The following is a 21,351-nucleotide window of genomic DNA, read 5'->3' on the forward strand; positions in this document are numbered from 1 at the left end:
TTCAACACCCAGCAGCCCCGCATGCCCGTCCTAGACCACCCCCTGATCGACCAGTTCCTCGACGCCCTGTGGCTTGAAAAGGGTCTGTCCGACAACACTCGCGTGTCCTACCGCAGCGACCTGGCCCTGTTCAACGGCTGGCTGCAGGAACACGGCGTCAGCTTGCCCGACGCTGGCCGCGACCTGATTCTCGACCACCTGGCCTGGCGCCTCGACCAAGGCTACAAACCGCGCTCCACGGCACGCTTCCTGTCCGGCCTGCGTGGCTTCTTCCGCTACCTGCTGCGGGAAAAGCTGGTGGCCATCGACCCGACCTTGCAAGTCGACATGCCGCAACTGGGCAAGCCACTGCCCAAGTCGCTGTCCGAAGCCGACGTCGAAGCCTTGCTGCAGGCTCCGGACCTGGGCGAAGCCATCGGCCAACGTGACCGCGCCATGCTCGAAGTGCTCTACGCCTGCGGTCTGCGGGTTACCGAACTGGTCAGCCTGGCTCTCGACCAGGTCAACCTGCGCCAGGGCGTGCTGCGGGTGATGGGCAAGGGCAGCAAGGAGCGCCTGGTGCCCATGGGCGAAGAGGCGGTGCTGTGGCTGCAGCGCTACCTGCGCGATGGCCGCGCCGAACTGCTCAATGGCCGCCCCAGCGACGTCCTGTTCCCCAGCCTGCGTGGCGAGCAGATGACCCGCCAGACCTTCTGGCATCGCATCAAGCACCATACCCGGGTCGCCGGCATCGACAAACCGCTGTCGCCACACACCCTGCGCCACGCCTTCGCCACCCATCTGCTCAACCACGGTGCCGACCTGCGCGTGGTACAGATGCTGCTGGGCCACAGTGACCTGTCGACCACGCAGATCTACACCCATGTCGCCAAGGCCCGCCTGCAGCAACTGCACGCCCGGCACCACCCGCGTGGATGAATGTTTTTCATGTTCCGCCGACCGGTCCTTGCAAGGCCCTTCACCGGCGGTGTGATGTGGTAGGCTTGAGCGGTTTGCACCAAGGGCCGCACGGTCACCGCGTATTTTCCGCAGGTGGCGCCCTCCGGCCCCTGTCCGCCTTCAGGAGTTCCCATGCGCGTGACCCAGTTTTTCGCCGCCGCCGCGTTGGCGCTGGCCAGTACCTTTGCCGTTGCTGCGGCAACCGACAGCAATACCGCTGCCGAGCAGGCCATCCGTAAGTCGTTGCAGAACCTCGAGCTGGAAGTGCCCGTCGAAAGCGTGGCCAGCAGCCCGGTCAGCGGCCTGTATGAAGTCAAGCTGCAGGGTGGCCGCGTGCTCTATGCCAGCGGCGACGGCCAGTTCGTGATGCAGGGCTACCTGTTCCAGATCCAGGACGGCAAGCCGGTCAACCTCACCGAAAAGACCGAGCGCCTGGGTATTGCCAAGCTCATCAACGGCATTCCAGCCGCCGAGATGGTGGTTTATCCTGCCAAGGGCGAGACCAAGTCGCACATCACCGTGTTCACCGACACCACCTGCCCGTACTGCCACAAGCTGCACGCCGAGGTGCCCGAACTCAACCGCCGCGGTATCGAAGTGCGCTATGTCGCCTTCCCGCGCCAGGGTCTCGGCTCGCCGGGTGACCAGCAGTTGCAGGCCGTCTGGTGTTCCAGTGACCGCCGTGCGGCGATGGACAAGATGGTCGAGGGTGAGGAAATCAAGGCCGCCAAGTGCGCCAACCCGGTCAGCAAGCAGTTCCAGCTGGGCCAGTCGATCGGCGTCAACGGCACGCCGGCGATCGTCCTTGAAAGCGGCCAGGTCATTCCGGGCTACCAGCCGGCACCGCAGGTCGCCAAGCTGGCGCTGGCCAAGTAATCCAATTCAGTACGCCGTCGTCATGGGGTGACGGCATGTTTCACGGTCGGCATAGGTGTCGGCCGTTCAATGGGGAGTTCACAGTGAAACCGGTCAAAGTAGGCATCTGTGGGTTGGGGACCGTCGGTGGCGGAACCTTCAATGTACTTCAGCGCAACGCCGAGGAGATTGCCCGCCGTGCCGGGCGCGGTATTGAAGTGGCACAGATCGCCATGCGCTCGCAGAACCCGAACTGCCAGATTACCGGTACCCCCATTACCGCTGACGTGTTCGAAGTTGCGAGCAACCCGGAGATCGACATTGTCATCGAGCTGATCGGTGGCTACACCGTGGCTCGCGAACTGGTGCTCAAGGCCATCGAGAACGGCAAGCACGTGGTCACCGCCAACAAGGCGCTGATTGCCGTGCACGGCAACGAAATTTTCGCCAAGGCCCGCGAGAAGGGTGTGATCGTCGCCTTCGAAGCGGCCGTGGCCGGTGGCATCCCGGTGATCAAGGCCATCCGCGAAGGCCTGTCGGCCAACCACATCAACTGGCTGGCCGGCATCATCAACGGCACCGGCAACTTCATCCTCACCGAAATGCGTGAGAAGGGCCGTGCCTTCCCGGATGTGCTGGCCGAAGCCCAGGCGCTGGGTTACGCCGAAGCCGACCCGACCTTCGACGTCGAAGGCATCGATGCCGCGCACAAGCTGACCATTCTCGCCTCGATCGCTTTCGGCATCCCGCTGCAATTCGACAAGGCCTACACCGAAGGCATCACCCAGCTGACCACTGCTGACGTGAACTACGCCGAGGCCCTGGGCTACCGCATCAAGCACCTGGGCGTGGCCCGCCGCACTGCCGAAGGCATTGAACTGCGCGTACACCCGACGCTGATCCCGGCCGATCGCCTGATCGCCAATGTCAATGGCGTGATGAACGCTGTCATGGTCAACGGCGATGCTGCCGGTTCCACCCTGTACTACGGCGCTGGTGCCGGCATGGAGCCTACCGCTTCGTCGGTGGTCGGCGATGTGGTCGATGTGGTCCGCGCCATGACCTCCGACCCGGAAAACCGCGTACCGCACCTGGCCTTCCAGCCGGATTCGCTGTCGGCCCACCCTATCCTGCCGATCGAAGCCTGCGAAAGCGCCTACTACCTGCGCATCCAGGCCAAGGATCACCCGGGGGTACTGGCCCAGGTGGCCAGCATCCTCTCGGAGCGTGGCATCAACATCGAGTCGATCATGCAGAAGGAAGCCGAGGAACAGGACGGCCTGGTGCCGATGATCCTGCTGACCCATCGCGTGGTCGAGCAGCGCATCAACGATGCCATCGTCGCCCTGGAAGCCCTGCAGGACGTGGTCGGCAAGGTCGTGCGCATTCGCGTCGAGCAGCTCAACTAACAATAGTGCCGGCGGGCCGCCAGCGCGGCCCCGGCCCCAGCATCGAAGGTTTGCACCCATGCGCTATATCAGTACCCGCGGCCAGGCACCGGCCCTGAATTTCGAAGACGTCCTGCTGGCTGGCCTGGCCAGTGACGGCGGCCTGTACGTCCCGGAAAACCTGCCACGTTTCACCCAGGAAGAAATCGCCTCGTGGGCCGGCCTGCCGTACCACGAACTGGCTTTCCGGGTGATGCGCCCGTTCGTCGAAGGCAGCATCGCCGACGCCGACTTCAAGAAGATCCTCGAAGAAACCTACGGCGAGTTCGCTCACGCCGCCGTTGCCCCGCTGCGTCAGCTGAACAGCAACGAGTGGGTGCTGGAGCTGTTCCACGGCCCGACCCTGGCGTTCAAGGACTTCGCCCTGCAACTGCTCGGCCGCCTGCTCGACCACGTGCTGGCCAAGCGCAACGAGCGCGTGGTGATCATCGGTGCCACCAGCGGTGACACCGGTTCCGCCGCCATCGAAGGCTGCCGCCGTTGCGACAACGTCGACATCTTCATCCTGCACCCGCACCAGCGCGTGTCGGAAGTGCAGCGCCGGCAGATGACCACCATCTTCGGTGACAACATCCACAACATCGCCATCGAAGGCAACTTCGACGACTGCCAGGAAATGGTCAAGGCCAGCTTCGCCGACCAGTCGTTCCTCAAGGGCACCCGCCTGGTTGCGGTCAACTCGATCAACTGGGCGCGGATCATGGCCCAGATCGTCTACTACTTCCACGCTGCCCTGCAGCTGGGTGGCCCAGCGCGTTCCGTGGCGTTCTCGGTACCGACCGGCAACTTCGGCGACATCTTTGCCGGCTACCTGGCACGTAACATGGGCCTGCCGGTCAGCCAGCTGATCGTCGCCACCAACCGCAACGACATCCTGCACCGCTTCATGAGCGGCAACCAGTACGTCAAGGAAACCCTGCACGCGACCCTGTCGCCGTCGATGGACATCATGGTCTCGTCCAACTTCGAGCGCCTGCTGTTCGACCTGCACGGCCGCAACGGTGGCGCCATTGCCGAGCTGATGGCCAACTTCAAGCAAGGTGGCGGTTTCAGCGTCGAGCAAGACCGCTGGACCGAAGCGCGCAAGCTGTTCGACTCGCTGGCAGTGAACGACGAGCAGACCTGCGAAACCATTGCCGAAGTGTTCGCAGCCACCGGTGAAGTCCTCGACCCGCACACCGCGATCGGCGTCAAGGCCGCCCGCGAGTGCCGCCGCAGCCTGGACACGCCGATGGTGGTGCTGGGTACCGCGCACCCGGTCAAGTTCCCGGAAGCGGTGGAGAAGGCCGGTGTGGGCAAGGCACTGGAGCTGCCGGCGCACCTCAGCGACCTGTTCAGCCGTGAAGAGCGTTGCACGGTGCTGGCCAATGACCTGAAGGCTGTGCAGGGCTTTGTCAGCCAGCATGGTAACCGCGGCAAACCGCTGTAAACATTGGGGCCGCTCTGCGGCCCATCGCCGGCAAGCCAGCTCCCACAGGGATTGCCCTTACCCTGGGACTATGCGGTCGGGGTAGGAGCTGGCTTGCCGGCGATGGGCTGCGGAGCAGCCCTAATTCTCTGAATCTTCCCACTGCTCCATCAGAAACATCCTATTCAGGCCGCCCAGGGCAAAGTCTAAATTAGCCGGTCCTCCCATCAGGAGCGGCTCATGCACCAGCCCTACGTGTTGATCCACCAGGCTCGCCCATCCCACCAGATCCTCCTGCACCAGGCCCTCAACGCCCAGGGCATGTTCCATGTGCGCATCAGCGAAACCAGCGCAGACCTCGACGCCTGCCTGAGCGCGGATCGCCGCCCCGACCTGCTGATCCTTGACCACGCCATGCCAACCCGGGCCGGGCTTGCCGTGCTCGAACAGCAGCACCGAACACGCGCTTTGCTGTTTGTCGGCCAGGCTGCTCCCAGGCGCCGCAACCTTGCCCAAGAGGCCAGAAGCCGCGGGCTGTGGGTGCTCGCCGAGCTGCCCTGGCCGCTGTCGATGCCACGCCTGCAGCGTGCCCTGCAAGCAGTGCAGGTAAGCACCTGGCGGCGTATTCAAACTGTCACGTCCGCCCAGCATGCTCACTGAAGCAGCCGCGGTGTAACGAACTTTCCGCTGCGTCTGTTGGTCAGTTCCTCTATATCCCACCACGCAGCGAGTGATCCGGATGGAAAGAATCTGCAGACTGCTCAACGAAGCCCTGACCCCCTATCAGACCCACTTCGGCGTCGCCGATGCCCAGGGTAATCGCCAATTGACCGTTCACGACCGCCTCACCGGTATCACCTTGCGGCGCACGGTCAGCGAGCGCCAGTTGCAGGAGCAACGCCTGTTGATCGATCTGGTGGATGGCCTGCACCGTGACCTGCAGATCGCCGAAGGGCGTTTGCAACCCTGCGTGATCGCGGCGCTGCAGCAACGCCAGCAACCCCATGGAACCTTTGCCTGAGTGGCTTTTCAGAAGTAGCAAGGGCAGTCAGCCAGTGCTTTGCTCCGGCGCTGGCAGGGCTGTCACGGGAAGCCCCCAAGGGCTTTCGCTTGGCCCCGGGCGTGTTTCCCCAGCGCCCGGGGTTTATTTTTTTTTGTGTTGCCTACACCGGTACTATCGCCGGCAAGCCAGCTCCACAGGTACTGCACATGGCTTGAGGTTGGTGCGGTCGAGGCAGGAGCTGGCTTGCTGGCGATAGGGCCGGAACAGAGGGGATCAATGGCCTTCGAAGAAGCGCTTGCTCTCTTCCAGGTAGTCTTCCTGCAGCGCCGGGTCCAGCCAGCGTGCATACAGCCCCGGCAACACATCCCGGCGCAGGGCAGGCAGCAGCTGGTCGATGTGCGCAATCGCCTCACGCCCCAGCTCACTGTTCGAACAGCCTACATGCAGAAACTGGTAGTGGTTCACTCCCTGTACAGGATGAAACCGGTAGTCGGCCAGTGTTCCGCCTTGCTGCTCGACCAGGTAGCGCACTTCAGGCCAGTAGCCGAGCACCATGCGCAGGCGCCCCAGCTGTTGCATCTGCAGCAGGTTGGCGGTGGCGTCGTTGCCGTAGTGGCGACTGAGCGCGGTGTCGGGTAACTGGCGCAGGATGGCGTCGATCTGCGTGCCGTAGCTGCGCTCGGCGACAACCCCCAGCTTCAGCGGGGTCTTGCTCAGCAGGCCATGCAGGTCTACCTCCTGGCCGTCGAGGTAAGGAGCCACCAGCGTCTCGCTGTCCTTGCGCAGCACCAGGCCGCCACTGAGCACGCCCAGGGAGGGCATGGAAAACCGCACATACTCGGCGCGCTCCGGTGTCCACAGCAGGGTCGGGTCGCAGGTGAAGCTCTTCGGGTCCTGCAGCATCTGGATACCGCGGGCGCGGTTGATCCGCACGATGCTGTGGTCGTACTCGGGCATCTGCCCGATCAGCAGGGGCAACAGCTGGTCGATCACCCCTTGGCCTTTTCCCGGCCCTTCGAAAATGGTGAACGGCGGCAGGTCACGCACCAGCCAGAAGATGCGCTCCTTGGCGCTTGCAGGCTGCAGCAATGCGGGCAGCAGCCCGCACAGCAGGATCAGGTGACGTAGGCAACGGGCAGCGCGCATGGACCAGGGCAGTGCCAGGTTCAGACCGTGCCTGCTGCGCGCAGGCTGGCGATGGCCGCCGCGTCGTAGCCCAGGCTGCCGAGCAGCGCCTCGGTGTGTTCGCCCAGCGCCGGGCCGACCCACTCGGTGGAGCCGGGGGTGTCCGACAGCTTGGGCACGATGCCTGGCATGCGGAACGGCTTGCCGTCCGGCAGTTTGGCCTGCAGGAACATTTCGCGTGCCAGGTACTGCGGGTCGTTGAACATGTCCTCGGCCGAATAGATGCGGCTGGCCGGCACTTCGGCGGTATTCAGCACCTGCATCAGTTGCTCCAGCGGCAGGCTGTTGGCCCAGCGGTCGATGACCCCGTACAGCTCGTCACGGCGCAGGTCGCGGCCATCGTTGGTGGCCAGGGTCGGGTCGTCGGCCAGGTCGGTGCGGCCAATGGCCTGCATGAAGCGCTTGAAGATCGCATCGCCGTTGGCGCCGATCTGCACATGCTTGCCGTCGGCGCTGGTGTGGATGGAGGAGGGCGTGATGCCCGGCATGATGTTGCCGGTGCGTTCGCGGATAAAGCCGAACACATCGAACTCCGGGACCATGCTTTCCATCATGGCGAAGATCGCTTCGTACAGGGCCACGTCCACCACCTGGCCCTGGCCGCCGTTGACTTCCCGGTGCCGCAGCGCCATCAGTGCGCCGATCACCCCCCACAGGGCAGCAATCGAGTCACCGATGGAAATGCCCGTGCGCACCGGTGGGCGGTCGTCGAAACCGGTGATGTAGCGCAGGCCGCCCATCGACTCACCCACGGCGCCGAAGCCCGGCTGGTCCTTCATCGGCCCGGTCTGGCCGAAGCCTGACAGGCGCACCATAACCAGGCGCGGGTTGAGCGCGTGCAGCACATCCCAGCCCAGGCCGAGCTTTTCCAGCACGCCCGGGCGGAAGTTCTCGATCAGGATGTCGGCCTCGGCCAGCAGGCGCTTGAGAATCTCGCGACCCTCGGGGTGCTTGAGGTTGAGGGTAAGTGACTGCTTGTTGCGGGCCTGCACGAACCACCACAGCGAGGTGCCCTCATACAGCTTGCGCCATTTGCGCAACGGGTCGCCGCCATCGGGCGATTCGACCTTGACCACCTCGGCGCCGAATTCGGCACAGATGCGCGAGGCGAACGGGCCAGCGATGAGGGTGCCGAGTTCGACAACTTTGAGGCCGGCGAGGGGTTTGCTGGGCGTAGTCATGGGGCATCCGTGGCAGCTGGGCAGATGCGTGGTTTTATCATAGGTCCGAAGCGGCAGATACTGCTGCGGGGCAACGAAGGGCAGTATCGGTTAGACTGTGCCACTTTTCTTTGCGCAAGAAGCCCGTCGACCATGGCCCAGCCGTCCACCACCTATAAATTCGAACTGAACCTGACCGACCTCGACCGCGGCGTGTACGAAAACGTCCGTCAGACTATCGCCCGCCACCCTTCGGAAACCGAAGAACGCATGGCTGTGCGCCTGCTGGCCTACGCCCTGTGGTACAACGAAAACCTGTCGTTCGGCCGTGGCCTGTCCGATGTGGACGAAGCGGCGCTCTGGGAAAAAAGCCTGGACGATCGCATCCTGCACTGGATTGAAGTGGGCCAGCCGGACGCCGACCGGCTGACCTGGTGCTCGCGCCGCACCGAGCGCACCAGCCTGCTGGCCTACGGCAGCCTGCGTGTATGGCAGAACAAGGTGGTAGATGCGGTCAAGGGCCTGAAGAACCTGAGCATCGCTGCCGTGCCGCAGGAGGTGCTGGAAACCCTCGCCACCGACATGCCCCGTACCATCAAGTGGGACGTGATGATCAGCGAAGGCACCTTGTTCGTCACCGACGACCGTGGCCAGCACGAAGTGCAGCTGGAGTGGCTGCTGGGTGAGCGTGGCTGAAGCCCCCCATGCGTATCGAACCTCGCCCGCTGCCGCCGACCCTGCCATTCCTGGGTAACCTGCCACCCTTGCTGACCCGCCTGTACGCCGCGCGCGGCGTGCAAAGCGAGGCCGAGCTGGACAAAAGCCTCGCGCGCCTGCTGCCGTACCAGCAGCTCAAGGGCATCGAGGCCGGCGTGGATCTGCTGGTCGAGGCTATCGACCAGCGCCAGCGCATCCTCATCGTCGGCGACTTCGATGCCGACGGCGCCACTGCCAGTACTGTCGGCGTGCTGGGCCTGCGCCTGCTGGGCGCGACCCACGTCGACTACCTTGTGCCCAACCGCTTCGAATACGGTTACGGCCTGACCCCGGAAATCGTCGAGGTGGCGCTGCAACGCCAGCCGCAGCTGCTGATCACCGTGGACAACGGCATTTCCAGCGTCGACGGTGTGGCAGCCGCCAAGGCCGCCGGGCTCAAGGTGCTGGTCACCGACCACCACCTGCCGGGCGCGGAGTTGCCCGACGCCGACGCCATCATCAACCCCAACCAGCCGGGCTGCAGTTTCCCGAGCAAGGCGCTGGCCGGGGTAGGGGTGATCTTCTATGTGCTGATGGCCCTGCGTGCGCGCCTGCGCGGCCTGGGGCGCTACGAAACGCAGCCGCAGCCGAACATCGGCGAATTGCTCGACCTGGTAGCCCTGGGCAGCGTCGCGGACGTGGTGCCATTGGACGCCAACAACCGCATCCTGGTGCACCAGGGCCTCGAACGCATTCGCGCCGGCCGCGCCCGGCCGGGGCTCAAGGCCATTCTGGAAGTGGCCCGTCGCGATCACCGGCGCATCACCTCGACCGACCTCGGTTTCATCCTCGGCCCACGGCTGAACGCTGCCGGACGCCTGGACGACATGAGCCTGGGCATCGAATGCCTGCTGTGTGAAGACGCGGCCCTGGCCCAGGACATGGCCCGGCAACTGGACGACCTGAACCAGGACCGCAAGTCCATCGAACAGGGCATGCAGCGCGAGGCCCTGGCGCAGCTCAAGGACCTGCCGGTCGAGTCGATGCCATATGGCCTGTGCCTGTTCGATGCCGACTGGCACCAGGGGGTGATCGGTATTCTGGCGTCGCGCCTGAAGGAGCGTTACCACCGGCCGACCATCGCTTTCGCCGACGCTGGCGAGGGGATGCTCAAAGGGTCGGCGCGCTCGGTGCCGGGGTTTCACATTCGTGATGCCCTGGACGCCGTGGCGGCGCGTCATCCGCAACTGATCAGCAAGTTCGGCGGCCACGCCATGGCGGCGGGCTTGTCGTTGCCTGAAGCCAATTTCCCGGCATTTGCCGAGGCGTTCGACGAAGAAGTGCGACGCCAGCTGCGTGAAGAGGACCTGACTGGGCGCCTGTTGTCCGATGGCAGCCTGGCGGTGGAGGAGTTCCACCTCGACCTGGCCAAGGCCCTGCGCCATGCCGGGCCCTGGGGGCAGCACTTTCCCGAGCCGCTGTTTCATGGCGTGTTCCAGCTGGTGGAGCAGCGTGTGGTGGGCGAGCGGCACCTGAAGGTGGTGCTCAAGAGCGAGTGCGGTTCGGTGCGGCTGGATGGCATCGCTTTCGGCGTCGACCGCGAAGTGTGGCCGAATCCTACGGTGCGTTGGGTCGAGTTGGCGTACAAGCTGGATGTGAACGAGTTTCGTGGTAATGAAAGTGTGCAGCTGATGATTGCCCACATGGAGCCGCGCTGACTGCAAGTACCGTAGCTCCCACAGGTACCTCATTGCCTTCAGGCCTTGTGATATCCCTGTGGGAGCGGGTTTACCCGCGAACACCGGCGCAGCCGGTGCCATGCACCGCGTCGCCTGCTTCGCGGGCATGCCCGCTCCCACAGGGCCTGCGGCGGTCTCAAGGCTTGCACTGTACCTGTGGGAGCGGGTTTACCCGCGAACACCGGCGAAGCCGGTGCCATGCACCAAGTCGCATTCTTCGCGGGTAAACCCGCTCCCACAAGGCTCTGCGGCGAGCTGGCCAATGTGCCCCATGTGCGATCGATGAGCACAGCAAACTCAGCGCGCCATACCTAACTCGGCATCATCCATCAGCGCCTTGGCCATCGCACTGAGATAGTGCGCAGCCCAGATCATCATGGGTTTCTCATCCATCAGCCCGACGATGGTCAACTCCCGTACATAGCCCATCAGTTCCGAAGCCTGATCACGGGCGTCTCGGCACGGAATGCCCGCTTCGATGCGAAATAATGGGTGGGTCTGGTTTTCACCTTGAAAGAAAGTGGTCTTGCCGACGGTGAATTGGGTGTCGTCTGTGTTCATTGATCCCTCTCCTGATCTTTCTGAGCGTTTTGTCGGAGGAGAAGAAATGAGGGGTGGATCAGGGACTGTCTTTTTCATATCAATCACTCGTATGGTTGCTGATTGACCGCCTCTCCGATTCCACACGAAGGGTGGCAGTTGTACGCGGTGTGGAATCCAGGCTACGAGTAAACCCGGTAGGCTTTGCGGCCTTCCGCGCACAACTGCCATGACGACAGCTACTCGGTAATTGATCGGGATTCCACCCCCGGCCGCTGAGTACCAGCGACCAGCAAAGGCTAGAGAGTCAGGATTCCAGTCACAATCAGACGCGAGTCGACAGGACTTGTAGGGTATTTCCTCAGCCTAGGCTTCACCAGATCTGGGCCGTAAGGAATATCTGAAACTCTGATCAGACATTGAGCAGGTAACGCAGAGCCGCTCAACCTCTATCAAATCCCATTGAACCTCCCCCCCAACCATTCTGGTCTAGTCTGAAGTTATGACCGGACCTAGGCCAGGGACGTGCAATTGAGTGTCCGGGCCGGATCACCATTGGAGTCCTTGGGAGGTGCCCTCATGAGCCTGCTGCTCGAGCCTTACACCCTGCGTCAGCTGACCCTGCCCAACCGTATCGCCGTTTCGCCGATGTGCCAGTATTCCGCCGTCGATGGCCTGGCCAACGACTGGCACCTTGTTCATCTGGGCAGCCGCGCCGTGGGTGGCGCGGGCCTGGTAATCACTGAAGCCGTGGCGGTGACTGCCGATGGTCGCATTACCGCCGAAGACCTCGGCCTGTGGAATGACGCTCAGATCGCCCCGCTGCAACGCATCACCCGTTTCATCACCGCCCAGGGGGGCGTGCCCGGTATCCAGCTGGCTCACGCCGGGCGCAAGGCCAGCACCTATCGCCCGTGGCTGGGCAAGCAAGGCAGCGTCAAGCTCGAGGAGGGCGGCTGGCAGCCGGTAGGGCCGTCGAAGATCGCCTTCGATCCGCAACACACACCGCCACGCGAGCTGACCCATGACGAAATCCAGGATGTGATCGCCGCCTTCGTCGCTTCGACCGAGCGTGCCCTGAAGGCCGGTTTCAAGGTGGTCGAGATCCACGCCGCCCATGGCTACCTGTTGCACCAGTTCCTGTCACCGTTGAGCAACCAGCGTCGCGACGAGTACGGCAGCAGTTTCGAAAACCGTATCCGCCTGACCCTGCAGGTGGTCGAGGCTGTGCGCAAGGTCTGGCCTGCCGAGTTACCGCTGTTCGTGCGGGTATCGGCGACCGACTGGGTCGAGGACGGCTGGAACCCGGATGAAACCGTCGAACTGGCCCGCCGCCTGCGTGGCTTGGGCGTCGACCTGATCGACGTGTCCTCCGGCGGCACCTCGGTCAATGCCGAAATCCCCACAGGGCCCGGCTACCAGACCCGCTTCGCCGAGCGTGTGCGCAAGGAATCGGAAATTGCCACCGGCACCGTGGGCATGATCACCGAACCGGCCCAGGCCGAGCACATCCTGCGCACCGGCCAGGCCGACATCATCTTCCTCGCCCGCGAACTGCTGCGCGACCCGTACTGGCCGCTGCATGCTGACGACGACCTGGGCGGCAACAAAGCTACTTGGCCTGCGCAATACCAGCGCGCCACCAGCCGGGCCAACCCGATTCACGAGTCGGACTTGCGGGATTGACCTGACCCAAGCATTACGCTCCTACACGGTATTGCACCGCCTTTGAATGCGGTGCGGTATCTGTGGGAGCGGGCATGCCCGCGAAGAAGGCGACTCGGTGTATGGCACCGGCTTCGCCGGTGTTCGCGGGTAAACCCGCTCCCACAGAGGTCGCGCAAAGTCAGGCGTTGATACTTACTCCTTTTCTATTTACTTCCAAATAGTCGTCCACTGCCTCTTTGAACGCGGCAGGCAATAGCCTGCGCGACCGAGCGTGAAACCCGACGATATCGCAAGTTGTGCAAAGGTGCCCGACCCATGAATGGTCTTCCTTGCTGTATTTCACCTTTGCTCGTTGCCCTCGATATTCCATGTCATCCAGCCTCGTGATAATCCAGTTTCGATGACTACAAGCTAAAGGATGTGGCATTAGGAATGGGCCGAACCGATTGCAGGAAAGCTCCTGGGCTGAGGTGCCGGTCTCAACCCAGGCTTTACCCTTAATGCTTGATCATCACATGCCGCACACAGGTGTAGTCCTCCAGCCCATACATCGACATGTCCTTGCCATACCCCGAATGCTTCTGCCCGCCATGGGGCATTTCGCTGACCAGCATGAAGTGGGTGTTCACCCATGTGCAGCCATACTGCAGGCGCGCCGCCAGGCGGTGGGCGCGGCCGGTGTCGCGGGTCCAGACCGATGAGGCCAGGCCGTAGTTGGAGTCGTTGGCCCATTCCAGCGCCTGCGCTTCGTCGCTGAAGCGGGTCACCGACACCACCGGGCCGAACACTTCATTGCGCACGATTTCGTCATCCTGCAGCGCATCGGCCAGCACCGTCGGCTCGAAGAAGAAACCGTCGCCATCAATCGCCTTGCCACCCGTCACCAGGCGAATGTGCGGCTGGGTAACCGCGCGTTGCACAAGGCCCGCGACCTTGTCGCGGTGCTGGGCGCTGATCAGTGGCCCCAGTTCGGTGTCCTCGGCTTCCTGCAGGCCCGGCTTGAGGCTGGCCACTGCGGCCCCCAGGCGTTCGACGAAACGCTCGTAGATGCCATCCTGCACATACAGCCGACAGGCCGCGGTGCAGTCCTGGCCGGCGTTGTAAAAGCCGAAGGTACGGATGCCGTCGATGGCCGCGTCGATGTCGGCATCGTCGAACACCAGCACCGGGGCCTTGCCGCCCAGTTCCATGTGCATGCGTTTTACGCTGTCGGCGGTGGCGCTGATGATGTGCGCGCCGGTGGGGATCGAGCCGGTCAGCGACACCATGCGCACCTTGGGGTGGTTTACCAGCGGGTTGCCGACCGTCTGGCCACGGCCGAAGAGGATGTTCAGCACCCCCGGTGGCAGCAGGTCCTGGGCCAGTTCGCCAAGGCGCAGGGCGGTCAGCGGGGTCAACTCGGAGGGCTTGATCACCACCGTGTTGCCGGCAGCCAGGGCCGGGGCGATCTTCCACGCCAGCATCATCAACGGGTAGTTCCACGGCGCGATCGAGGCCACCACGCCCAGCGGGTCACGGCGGATCATCGATGTGTGGCCCGGCAGGTACTCGCCGGCTGCCGAGCCGCCCAGGCAGCGTGCTGCACCGGCAAAGTAGCGGAACACGTCGGCAATTGCCGGGATCTCGTCATTCAGCGCGGCGCTCAGCGGCTTGCCGCAGTTCTGCGATTCCAGCCGGGCCAGTTCATCGCCATGGGCTTCGATTGTGTCGGCTAGCGCCAGCAAGGCTTGCGAGCGGTCCTTGGGGCTGGTTTGCGACCAGCTGTCGAAGGCCTGGTCGGCAGCGCTCACGGCGCTGTCCACCTGGGCTTCGCTGGCTTCGTTGATTTGCGCCAGGGCAGTGCCCAGCGCCGGGTTGAGCACGGTCCAGGCCGGGCCTTGGCCAGCGACCAGCTGGCCATTGATCAGCATCTGCGTTTGCATCGGGGACTCCTCCAGGGTCATTTGCCACTGCCCGCGACGCTTTCGCCGCCACGGGTCAGGTAATAGGCGCCAAGGATTGGCAGCATGGTCACCAGCATCACCAGCATGGCGACCACGTTGGTCACCGGCACGTCGCGCGGGCGGCTGAGCTGGTTGAGCAGCCAGATCGGCAGGGTGCGTTCGTGGCCGGCGGTGAAGGTGGTGACGATGATTTCGTCGAACGACAGGGCAAAGGCCAGCATGCCGCCGGCCAGCAGCGCCGAGCCGAGGTTGGGCAGGATGATGTAGCGGAAGGTCTGCCAGCCGTCGGCGCCCAGGTCCATCGAGGCTTCGATCAGGCTCTGCGAAGTACGCCGCAGGCGGGCGATCACGTTGTTGTAGACGATCACCACGCAGAACGTGGCGTGGCCGACCACGATGGTGAACAGGCCGGGCTCTATCCCTAAGGTCTTGAACGCCGAGAGCAGGGCGATGCCGGTGATGATACCGGGCAGGGCGATGGGCAGGATCAGCATCAGCGAAATGCTCTCCTTGCCGAAAAAGCTGCGCCGGTACAGCGCCGCCGAGGCCAGCGTGCCGAGCACCAGGGCGATCAGCGTGGCCAGGCAGGCCACCTGCAGCGACAGCTTGATCGCCTCCAGCACATCGGGCCGGGCGAAGGCCACGGCGAACCACTTCAGGGTAAAGCCCTTGGGCGGGAAGCTGAACGCTGCGTCTTCGGTGTTGAAGGCATACAGGAAGATGATCAGGATCGGGAAGTGCAGGAACAGCAACCCGCCCCAGGCCGCCAGGCGCAGCCCGGTCGAGGCTTTTTCAGAGTGCATCGAAGGCCCCCAGGCGCTTGACGATGGAAAGGTACGCCGCGATCAGCACGATCGGCACCAGGGTGAACGCGGCGGCCATCGGCATGTTGCCGATCGCCCCTTGCTGGGCATAGACCATGCTCCCGATGAAGTAACCGGGCGGGCCGACCAGCTGCGGCACGATGAAGTCGCCCAGGGTCAGCGAGAAGGTAAAGATCGAGCCGGCGGCAATGCCCGGGATCGACAGCGGCAGGATCACTTGCACGAAGGTTTGCCTGGGCCGCGCGCCGAGGTCTGCCGAGGCCTGCAACAGCGACGGCGGCAAGCGCTCCAGCGAGGCCTGGATCGGCAGGATCATGAACGGCAGCCAGATGTACACGAACACCATGAAGCGCCCCAGGTGTGAAGTCGACAGCGTGCTGCCGCCAACGCCCGGCAGCGCCAGCACCGTTTGCAGCAGGGCATCCAGGTGCAGCTGCTGGACGAACCACTGGGCCACGCCGCCCTTGGCCAGCAGCAGGGTCCAGGCGTAGGTCTTGACGATGTAGCTGGCCCACATCGGCATCATCACCGCGATGTAGAAAAACGCCTTGGTCTTGCCGCTGGTGTAGCGCGCCATGTAGTAGGCGATGGGGAAGGCCAGTACCGCACTGGCCAGCGACACCGCCAGTGCCATGCCCAGGGTGCGCAGGATGATGTCGAAGTTCGACGGGTTGAACAGCGCGGCGAAATTGCCCAGGGTCAGGTCCGGGGTTACCGCCATGGTGAAGTCGTCGAAGGTATAGAAACCCTGCCACAGCAGGTTCAGCAGCGAGCCCAGGTAGATCGCGCCGAACCAGGTCAGCGGCGGTATCAGCAGCAGGGCCAGGTACAGGTTGGGGCGCCGGTACAGCAGGTTGGACAGGCCGCGCAGTGTGCTCATGTCAGCGGCCCTCGGTTTCCCGCAGCACCGTCATGGCTTCACGGGGCCAGTGTGCCTGTACCCGTTGCCCGGGTTGCCAGGCCTGTGCCTGCGCCTGCCAGCGGTCGTTGGCCTGGCTCACCGCCAGTAGCTGGCCGCTGTCCAGTTGCAGCTCGTAGCGAGTGGCACTGCCCTGGTACTGGATATCGTGCAGCAGGCCGCTGACCTGGACATGCTGACCGGCTGTGGCCGGGTCGCCGAGACGGATGTGTTCGGGGCGGATGGAGAAGGGCGCCGGGCTGCCATTGAGCAGCGTGGCCAGTTCGCCGCGCACAACGTTGGAGGTGCCGACGAATTCGGCAACGAAGGGGGTGGCCGGTTGCATGTACAGATTGCGCGGGGTGTCGACCTGCTCGATGCGGCCACGGTTGAACACCGCCACCCGGTCGGACATCGACAGCGCCTCCGTCTGGTCATGGGTGACGAAAATGAAGGTGATACCCAGCTGGCGCTGCAGCTTTTTCAGCTCGCCCTGCATCTGTTCGCGCAGCTTCAGGTCCAGCGCGCCCAGCGGCTCGTCCAGCAGCAGGACCCGTGGCCGGTTGACCAGTGCGCGGGCCAGGGCCACGCGTTGGCGTTGGCCGCCGGACAGCTGCGCCGGCTTGCGCGCGCCGTAGCCGGCCAGGGCCACCATGGCCAGGGCTTCTTCGGCGCGGCTGTGGCGTTCGGCCTTGGCCACGCCTTTTACCTTCAGGCCGTAGGCGATGTTGTCCAGTACGTTCATGTGCGGGAACAGTGCATAGTCCTGGAATACGGTGTTGACGTCGCGCTGGTAGGGCGGCACGCCGGCGGCTTCGACGCCGTGGATGCGGATCGAACCGCTGGTGGGTTGCTCGAAGCCGGCGATCAGGCGCAGGCAGGTGGTCTTGCCCGAGCCAGAGGGGCCGAGCATGGAGAAGAATTCGCCATCGATGATGTCGATGCTGACCTGGTCGACGGCCTTGACCTCGCCGAAAGTGCGGGAAACCTGGGTGAACTGGACGGCTAGGGGCATGCATGGGCTCCGGACAACTGGCTTACTCCTGTGTCGGCCTCTTCGCGGGCTTGCCCGCTCCCACAAGTTGCTCACCGCCTGTAAGGGTGGTGCTTTACCTGTGGGAGCGGGTTCACCCGCGAAGAGGCCGGCACAGGCATTCAGGCAACCTCAGCGCCCACCCATGATCGCAATGTAATCCTGGGTCCAGCGGCTATACGGCACGAACTTGCCCCCCTGGGCCTGCGGGGTTTTCCAGAAGGCGATCTTGTCGAAGTTGTCGAAGCCATTGGTCTTGCAACCTTCGGCCCCCAGCAGCTCGCTGCCGGTGCAGGCCGCCGGTACCGCCGGCAACGAACCGAACCAGGCCGCCACATCACCCTGTACCTTCGGCTGCAGCGACCAGTCCATCCACTTGTAGGCACAGTTGGGGTGCTTGGCCTCGCTGTGCAGCATGGTGGTGTCGGCCCAGCCGGTCGCGCCTTCCTTGGGAATGGTCGAGGCCACGGGCTGTTTCTCGGCCTTCAGGCCATTGACCATGTAACCCCAGGAGCTGGAGGCGACCACGCCTTCGTTCTTCACGTCGCTCATCTGCACCGTGGCGTCATGCCAGTAGCGATGGATCAGCGGTTGCTGCTGGCGCAGCAGTTCCAGCACGGCCTTGTACTGCGCTTCGCTCAGCTCGTACGGGTCCTGGATGCCCAGCTCCGGCTTGGCCGTCTTCAGGTACAACGCCGCGTCGGCGATGTAGATCGGCCCATCGTAGGCCTGCACGCGGCCTTTGTTCGGCTTGCCATCGGGCAGGTTCTGCGGCTCGAACAGCACACCCCAGCTGGTGGGCGCCTGCTTGAACACGTCGGTGTTGTACAGCAGCACGTTCGGCCCCCACTGGTACGGGGTACCGTAGACCTGCTTGTCGACTACGTACCAGCTACCGTTCTGCAACCGTGGGTCGATGTTCTTCCAGTTGGGGATCAAGGCGGTGTTGATCGGCTGTACCCGCTTGCCCGCGATCAGCCGCAGCGAGGCATCGCCCGAGGCGGTGACCAGGTCATAGCCGCCCTTGGTCATCAGGCTGACCATCTCGTCCGAGGTGGCAGCGGTCTTGACGCTGACCTTGCAGCCGGTTTCCTTCTCGAAGCCGCTCACCCAGTCGTAGGCCTTGTCGCTTTCACCGCGCTCGATGTAGCCGGGCCAGGCGACGATGTCCAGGCGGCCCTCGCCGGGCCCCAGGGCCTTGGGCGGTTCGCCAGCCTGCAGGCTGGCGCTGGCCAGCACGGCGCAGGCGGTGAGGCCGAGCAATGCGGTCTTGTGCACTGACATGGTGTTCCCTCTTCTTGGAGATTTTGGTCGGGGCAGTCATCAAGCAAGCCTGAAGCGATCGTTGTAAGCGTAGTGCGATTGCGTGCGGTGTTGGCGATATCGAGTCTAGTTGGCTTTTTGCCAGCCAATGCAACATCCGGAAGCAAATCCCCCCATGGCGATCGGGCAGGCAGGGCTTAACCTGACGGCTCCCTTGGCCAACGTGGAGACCGTTTGATGAATACCCGGGGATTGCTCGACCAGTTGCTCAAGTCCGGCCAGGACTTGCTCGCCAGCCAGGCCGGCAAGGGCAGCTCTGGCAAGCCTGGTACCAGTGCCGGCGGCCTTGGCAGCCTGCTTTCCGGTGCCGGTGGTGGTGCCTTGGCGGCGGGCGCCATGGGCTTGCTGCTGGGCAGCAGGAAAGCCCGCAAATATGGCGGCAAGGCCCTCACCTATGGTGGCCTGGCGGCACTCGGTGTGCTGGCCTACAAGGCCTACGGCAACTGGCAGGCGCGCCAGCAGGTAGCCGCCGCCGAGCCACAGACCGTCGACCGCTTGCCGCCGGCCCAGGCCGAACAGCACAGCCAGGCGGTGCTGCGGGCGCTGGTGGCGGCGGCCAAGTCCGATGGCCACATCGACGAACGCGAGCGAGCGTTGATCGAGGGCGAATTCACCCGCCTGGACACTGACCGCGAATTGCAGCACTGGCTGCATGCCGAGCTGAACAAACCACTGGACCCGGCCGAAGTGGCCCGTGCCGCGCAAACGCCGGAGATGGCCGCCGAGATGTACCTGGCCAGCGTGATGATGGTCGACCAGGAAAACTTCATGGAGCGCGCCTACCTGGACGAACTGGCCCGCCAGCTGCGCCTGGACCCTGCCCTGCGCCAGGAACTGGAAAGCCAGGCAAGGCTTGCCGCCGGCCAATAGGCGCGGCCTTTGTGGGAGCGGCCTTGTGCCGCGAATGGGCCGCTCCCACAAGAAATGCGCCTTTCCAGGGAGAGCAAATGACCTGTCCATCAGGCAGGTTACCTAGTCACCCCACATTTCAGCCGCATGACCGCTGGGCGCCTGGGCTATACTTCGGCGATTTTCCCGCTCGTTGTGAATTCCTGAGGGCTGAATGTGAAGAACTGGACCTTGCGCCAACGGATCCTGGCAAGTTTCGCCGTGATCATCGCCATCATGCTGCTGATGATCGTGGCCGCCTACTCGCGGTTGGCGACCATCGCATCCGCCGAGCAGGCAGTGGGCAGCGACAGCATTCCCGGGGTGTACTACAGCTCGATGATCCGTAGCGCCTGGGTCGACAGCTATGTCACCAGCCAGCAACTGGTGGGCCTGTCCAACCGTCGTGAAATCACCTCGGCCGACATGGAGCTGTTCAAAGGTTTCGAGGACCGCCTGAAGCAGTACATGGCGAGTTACCAGGCTACGATCCTGAGTCAAGCCGACCAGAGCCACTTCAACACCTTCGTGAAACTCGAAGAAAACTACATGAAGATCGTCGGCCAGGTACTGGAAGCCTACCGTCAGCACGACTATGACGAAGCCCAGCGGTTGATCAACGAGGTGCTCACCCCGGCCTGGGTCAATGGGCGCAAGCATCTGAACCAGGTTATCGAAGACAATCGGACCTCTGCTGAAACCGCCACCAACGAAATTGTCAGCGCCGTGAACACGGCCAAGGGCAGCATGGTGGTTTCGCTGTTGCTGGCGATCATCGCCGCGGGCATTTGCGGCCTGCTGCTGCTGCGCGCCATCACTGCACCCGTGCAGCGCATTGTCCATGCCCTGGACAAACTGCGCTCGGGTGACCTGAGCATGCGTCTGAGCCTGGACCGCAAGGACGAGTTCGGCGCCATCGAAAGCGGCTTCAACGAAATGGCCGAGGCCTTGGCCAACCTGGTGTCCCAGGCCCAGCGTTCGTCGGTGCAGGTGACCACCTCGGTGACCGAAATCGCCGCCACCTCCAAGCAACAGCAGGCCACTGCCACCGAAACCGCCGCCACCACCACCGAAATCGGTGCCACCTCGCGTGAGATTGCCGCTACCTCGCGTGACCTGGTGCGCACCATGAGCGAAGTCACCTCGGCCGCCGATCAGGCCTCCAGCCTGGCTGGCTCCGGCCAGCAGGGGCTGGCGCGCATGGAAGAAACCATGCACCAGGTGATGGGCGCCGCCGACCTGGTCAATGCCAAACTGGGCATCCTCAACGAAAAGGCCAGCAACATCACCCAGATGGTGGTGACCATCGTCAAGGTCGCCGACCAGACCAACCTGCTGTCGCTCAACGCTGCCATCGAAGCGGAAAAGGCCGGCGAGTACGGCCGCGGCTTTGCCGTGGTGGCCACTGAAGTGCGCCGCCTGGCCGACCAGACTGCCGTGGCCACCTACGACATCGAGCAGATGGTGCGCGAGATCCAGTCGGCGGTGTCGGCCGGGGTCATGGGCATGGACAAGTTTTCCGAAGAAGTACGCCGCGGCATGTTCGAGGTGCAGCAGGTGGGCGAGCAGCTCAGCCAGATCATCCACCAGGTGCAGGCCCTGGCGCCGCGCGTGCTGATGGTCAACGAGGGCATGCAGGCCCAGGCCACGGGTGCCGAGCAGATCAACCAGGCGCTGGCCCAGCTCAGCGATGCCAGCACCCAGACCGTCGAGTCGCTGCGCCAGGCCAGTTTCGCCATCGATGAGCTGAGCCAGGTGGCCGCGGGCCTGCGTGGCGGCGTGTCGCGCTTCAAAGTCTGAC

General features: G+C 63.9%; 19 protein-coding genes. 11 read left to right on the plus strand and 8 right to left on the minus strand.

All coding sequences use genetic code 11. The annotated features are described in order from the left end of the window. The first annotated feature begins 21 nt into the window (after positions 1-21). The 6 genes from xerD to MKK04_RS05375 all read left to right on the plus strand — a co-directional run bounded on the left by xerD (position 22) and on the right by MKK04_RS05375 (position 5,671). Positions 22-918 (plus strand): site-specific tyrosine recombinase XerD, encoded by an 897-nt coding sequence (gene xerD / locus MKK04_RS05350; RefSeq protein WP_241106321.1) that lies wholly within the window; start codon positions 22-24, stop codon positions 916-918. A gap of 153 nt (positions 919-1,071) precedes the next feature. After that, positions 1,072-1,815, plus strand: coding sequence for a thioredoxin fold domain-containing protein (locus tag MKK04_RS05355; RefSeq protein WP_085624191.1), 744 nt, complete (start codon positions 1,072-1,074; stop codon positions 1,813-1,815). Positions 1,816-1,898: 83 nt separating this feature from the next. Beyond that, entirely contained in the window at positions 1,899-3,203 is a 1,305-nt protein-coding gene (locus MKK04_RS05360) for a homoserine dehydrogenase (RefSeq protein WP_063911456.1), read from the plus strand. Positions 3,204-3,261: 58 nt separating this feature from the next. Then, complete coding sequence (gene thrC / locus MKK04_RS05365) at positions 3,262-4,671, plus strand: threonine synthase (RefSeq protein ID WP_063911457.1); 1,410 nt, start codon at positions 3,262-3,264, stop codon at positions 4,669-4,671. A 219-nt stretch (positions 4,672-4,890) separates the two neighbouring features. Then, entirely contained in the window at positions 4,891-5,310 is a 420-nt protein-coding gene (locus tag MKK04_RS05370) for a response regulator transcription factor (protein WP_207829529.1), read from the plus strand. A 79-nt stretch (positions 5,311-5,389) separates the two neighbouring features. Beyond that, entirely contained in the window at positions 5,390-5,671 is a 282-nt protein-coding gene (locus tag MKK04_RS05375; protein WP_063911459.1) for a DUF3509 domain-containing protein, read from the plus strand. Positions 5,672-5,926: 255 nt separating this feature from the next. On the opposite strand, the gene MKK04_RS05380 is transcribed toward MKK04_RS05375, so the two are convergent. Together MKK04_RS05380 and MKK04_RS05385 are read right to left on the minus strand one after the other, a co-directional pair. Further along, a complete protein-coding gene (locus MKK04_RS05380) occupies positions 5,927-6,799 on the minus strand; it encodes a TIGR02285 family protein (RefSeq protein WP_241106322.1) in 873 nt (290 codons plus the stop codon). A 20-nt stretch (positions 6,800-6,819) separates the two neighbouring features. After that, positions 6,820-8,019, minus strand: coding sequence for a CaiB/BaiF CoA transferase family protein (locus tag MKK04_RS05385; protein WP_063911461.1), 1,200 nt, complete (start codon positions 8,017-8,019; stop codon positions 6,820-6,822). Between the two features lie 132 nt (positions 8,020-8,151). Here MKK04_RS05385 and MKK04_RS05390 point away from each other — a divergent pair, with 132 nt between their 5' ends. Continuing rightward, positions 8,152-8,694 (plus strand): YaeQ family protein, encoded by a 543-nt coding sequence (locus tag MKK04_RS05390; protein WP_013971198.1) that lies wholly within the window; start codon positions 8,152-8,154, stop codon positions 8,692-8,694. Between the two features lie 8 nt (positions 8,695-8,702). Continuing rightward, on the plus strand, positions 8,703-10,412 hold the full coding sequence (gene recJ, locus MKK04_RS05395) for a single-stranded-DNA-specific exonuclease RecJ (RefSeq protein WP_233693918.1): 1,710 nt from the start codon (positions 8,703-8,705) through the stop codon (positions 10,410-10,412). A 318-nt stretch (positions 10,413-10,730) separates the two neighbouring features. Here the strand turns inward: recJ and MKK04_RS05400 are convergent, their stop codons facing one another. Further along, the gene (locus tag MKK04_RS05400; protein WP_003258594.1) at positions 10,731-10,994 is read right to left on the minus strand and encodes a DUF3077 domain-containing protein; all 264 of its coding nucleotides are present in this window, start codon (positions 10,992-10,994) and stop codon (positions 10,731-10,733) included. Between the two features lie 558 nt (positions 10,995-11,552). Here MKK04_RS05400 and MKK04_RS05405 point away from each other — a divergent pair. Next, positions 11,553-12,659 carry an NADH:flavin oxidoreductase/NADH oxidase gene (locus tag MKK04_RS05405; protein ID WP_207829520.1) on the plus strand — a complete coding sequence of 369 codons (1,107 nt, stop codon included), beginning with the start codon at positions 11,553-11,555 and terminating at the stop codon, positions 12,657-12,659. Positions 12,660-13,138: 479 nt separating this feature from the next. Here MKK04_RS05405 and MKK04_RS05410 read toward each other — a convergent pair whose 3' ends face one another. From MKK04_RS05410 to ydcS, 5 genes are all read right to left on the minus strand, one after another. After that, the gene (locus MKK04_RS05410) at positions 13,139-14,563 is read right to left on the minus strand and encodes a gamma-aminobutyraldehyde dehydrogenase (protein ID WP_241106323.1); all 1,425 of its coding nucleotides are present in this window, start codon (positions 14,561-14,563) and stop codon (positions 13,139-13,141) included. Positions 14,564-14,580: 17 nt separating this feature from the next. Next, positions 14,581-15,387, minus strand: a complete 807-nt coding sequence (locus MKK04_RS05415; RefSeq protein WP_063911465.1) for an ABC transporter permease — start codon at positions 15,385-15,387, stop codon at positions 14,581-14,583. Then, positions 15,377-16,288: an ABC transporter permease gene (locus tag MKK04_RS05420; RefSeq protein ID WP_241106324.1), complete on the minus strand. Its 912-nt coding sequence runs from the start codon at positions 16,286-16,288 to the stop codon at positions 15,377-15,379. The genes MKK04_RS05415 and MKK04_RS05420 overlap by 11 nt, the downstream gene beginning before the upstream one ends. A gap of 1 nt (position 16,289) precedes the next feature. Then, entirely contained in the window at positions 16,290-17,321 is a 1,032-nt protein-coding gene (locus tag MKK04_RS05425) for an ABC transporter ATP-binding protein (protein WP_063911467.1), read from the minus strand. A 150-nt stretch (positions 17,322-17,471) separates the two neighbouring features. Further along, a complete protein-coding gene (gene ydcS / locus MKK04_RS05430) occupies positions 17,472-18,623 on the minus strand; it encodes a putative ABC transporter substrate-binding protein YdcS (RefSeq protein ID WP_233693924.1) in 1,152 nt (383 codons plus the stop codon). 216 nt (positions 18,624-18,839) lie between these two features. Between ydcS and MKK04_RS05435 the strand changes: the two genes are divergently transcribed. Continuing rightward, positions 18,840-19,532 (plus strand): tellurite resistance TerB family protein, encoded by a 693-nt coding sequence (locus MKK04_RS05435; RefSeq protein WP_207829513.1) that lies wholly within the window; start codon positions 18,840-18,842, stop codon positions 19,530-19,532. Between the two features lie 195 nt (positions 19,533-19,727). Next, positions 19,728-21,350 carry a methyl-accepting chemotaxis protein gene (locus MKK04_RS05440; RefSeq protein WP_233693925.1) on the plus strand — a complete coding sequence of 541 codons (1,623 nt, stop codon included), beginning with the start codon at positions 19,728-19,730 and terminating at the stop codon, positions 21,348-21,350. The last annotated feature ends 1 nt before the right edge of the window (position 21,351 follow it).

This window comes from Pseudomonas sp. LS.1a (genome assembly GCF_022533585.1).
Lineage (GTDB): Bacteria > Pseudomonadota > Gammaproteobacteria > Pseudomonadales > Pseudomonadaceae > Aquipseudomonas.

Coding starts and splice junctions, on each gene's coding strand:
- xerD (WP_241106321.1), top strand. CDS start 22: ATGCCCGTCCTAGACCACCCCCTGATCGACCAGTTCCTCGACGCCCTG.
- MKK04_RS05355 (WP_085624191.1), top strand. CDS start 1,072: ATGCGCGTGACCCAGTTTTTCGCCGCCGCCGCGTTGGCGCTGGCCAGT.
- thrC (WP_063911457.1), top strand. CDS start 3,262: ATGCGCTATATCAGTACCCGCGGCCAGGCACCGGCCCTGAATTTCGAA.
- MKK04_RS05370 (WP_207829529.1), top strand. CDS start 4,891: ATGCACCAGCCCTACGTGTTGATCCACCAGGCTCGCCCATCCCACCAG.
- MKK04_RS05375 (WP_063911459.1), top strand. CDS start 5,390: ATGGAAAGAATCTGCAGACTGCTCAACGAAGCCCTGACCCCCTATCAG.
- MKK04_RS05380 (WP_241106322.1), bottom strand. CDS start 6,799: ATGCGCGCTGCCCGTTGCCTACGTCACCTGATCCTGCTGTGCGGGCTG.
- MKK04_RS05385 (WP_063911461.1), bottom strand. CDS start 8,019: ATGACTACGCCCAGCAAACCCCTCGCCGGCCTCAAAGTTGTCGAACTC.
- MKK04_RS05390 (WP_013971198.1), top strand. CDS start 8,152: ATGGCCCAGCCGTCCACCACCTATAAATTCGAACTGAACCTGACCGAC.
- recJ (WP_233693918.1), top strand. CDS start 8,703: ATGCGTATCGAACCTCGCCCGCTGCCGCCGACCCTGCCATTCCTGGGT.
- MKK04_RS05400 (WP_003258594.1), bottom strand. CDS start 10,994: ATGAACACAGACGACACCCAATTCACCGTCGGCAAGACCACTTTCTTT.
- MKK04_RS05405 (WP_207829520.1), top strand. CDS start 11,553: ATGAGCCTGCTGCTCGAGCCTTACACCCTGCGTCAGCTGACCCTGCCC.
- MKK04_RS05410 (WP_241106323.1), bottom strand. CDS start 14,563: ATGCAAACGCAGATGCTGATCAATGGCCAGCTGGTCGCTGGCCAAGGC.
- MKK04_RS05415 (WP_063911465.1), bottom strand. CDS start 15,387: ATGCACTCTGAAAAAGCCTCGACCGGGCTGCGCCTGGCGGCCTGGGGC.
- MKK04_RS05420 (WP_241106324.1), bottom strand. CDS start 16,288: ATGAGCACACTGCGCGGCCTGTCCAACCTGCTGTACCGGCGCCCCAAC.
- MKK04_RS05425 (WP_063911467.1), bottom strand. CDS start 17,321: ATGCCCCTAGCCGTCCAGTTCACCCAGGTTTCCCGCACTTTCGGCGAG.
- ydcS (WP_233693924.1), bottom strand. CDS start 18,623: ATGTCAGTGCACAAGACCGCATTGCTCGGCCTCACCGCCTGCGCCGTG.
- MKK04_RS05435 (WP_207829513.1), top strand. CDS start 18,840: ATGAATACCCGGGGATTGCTCGACCAGTTGCTCAAGTCCGGCCAGGAC.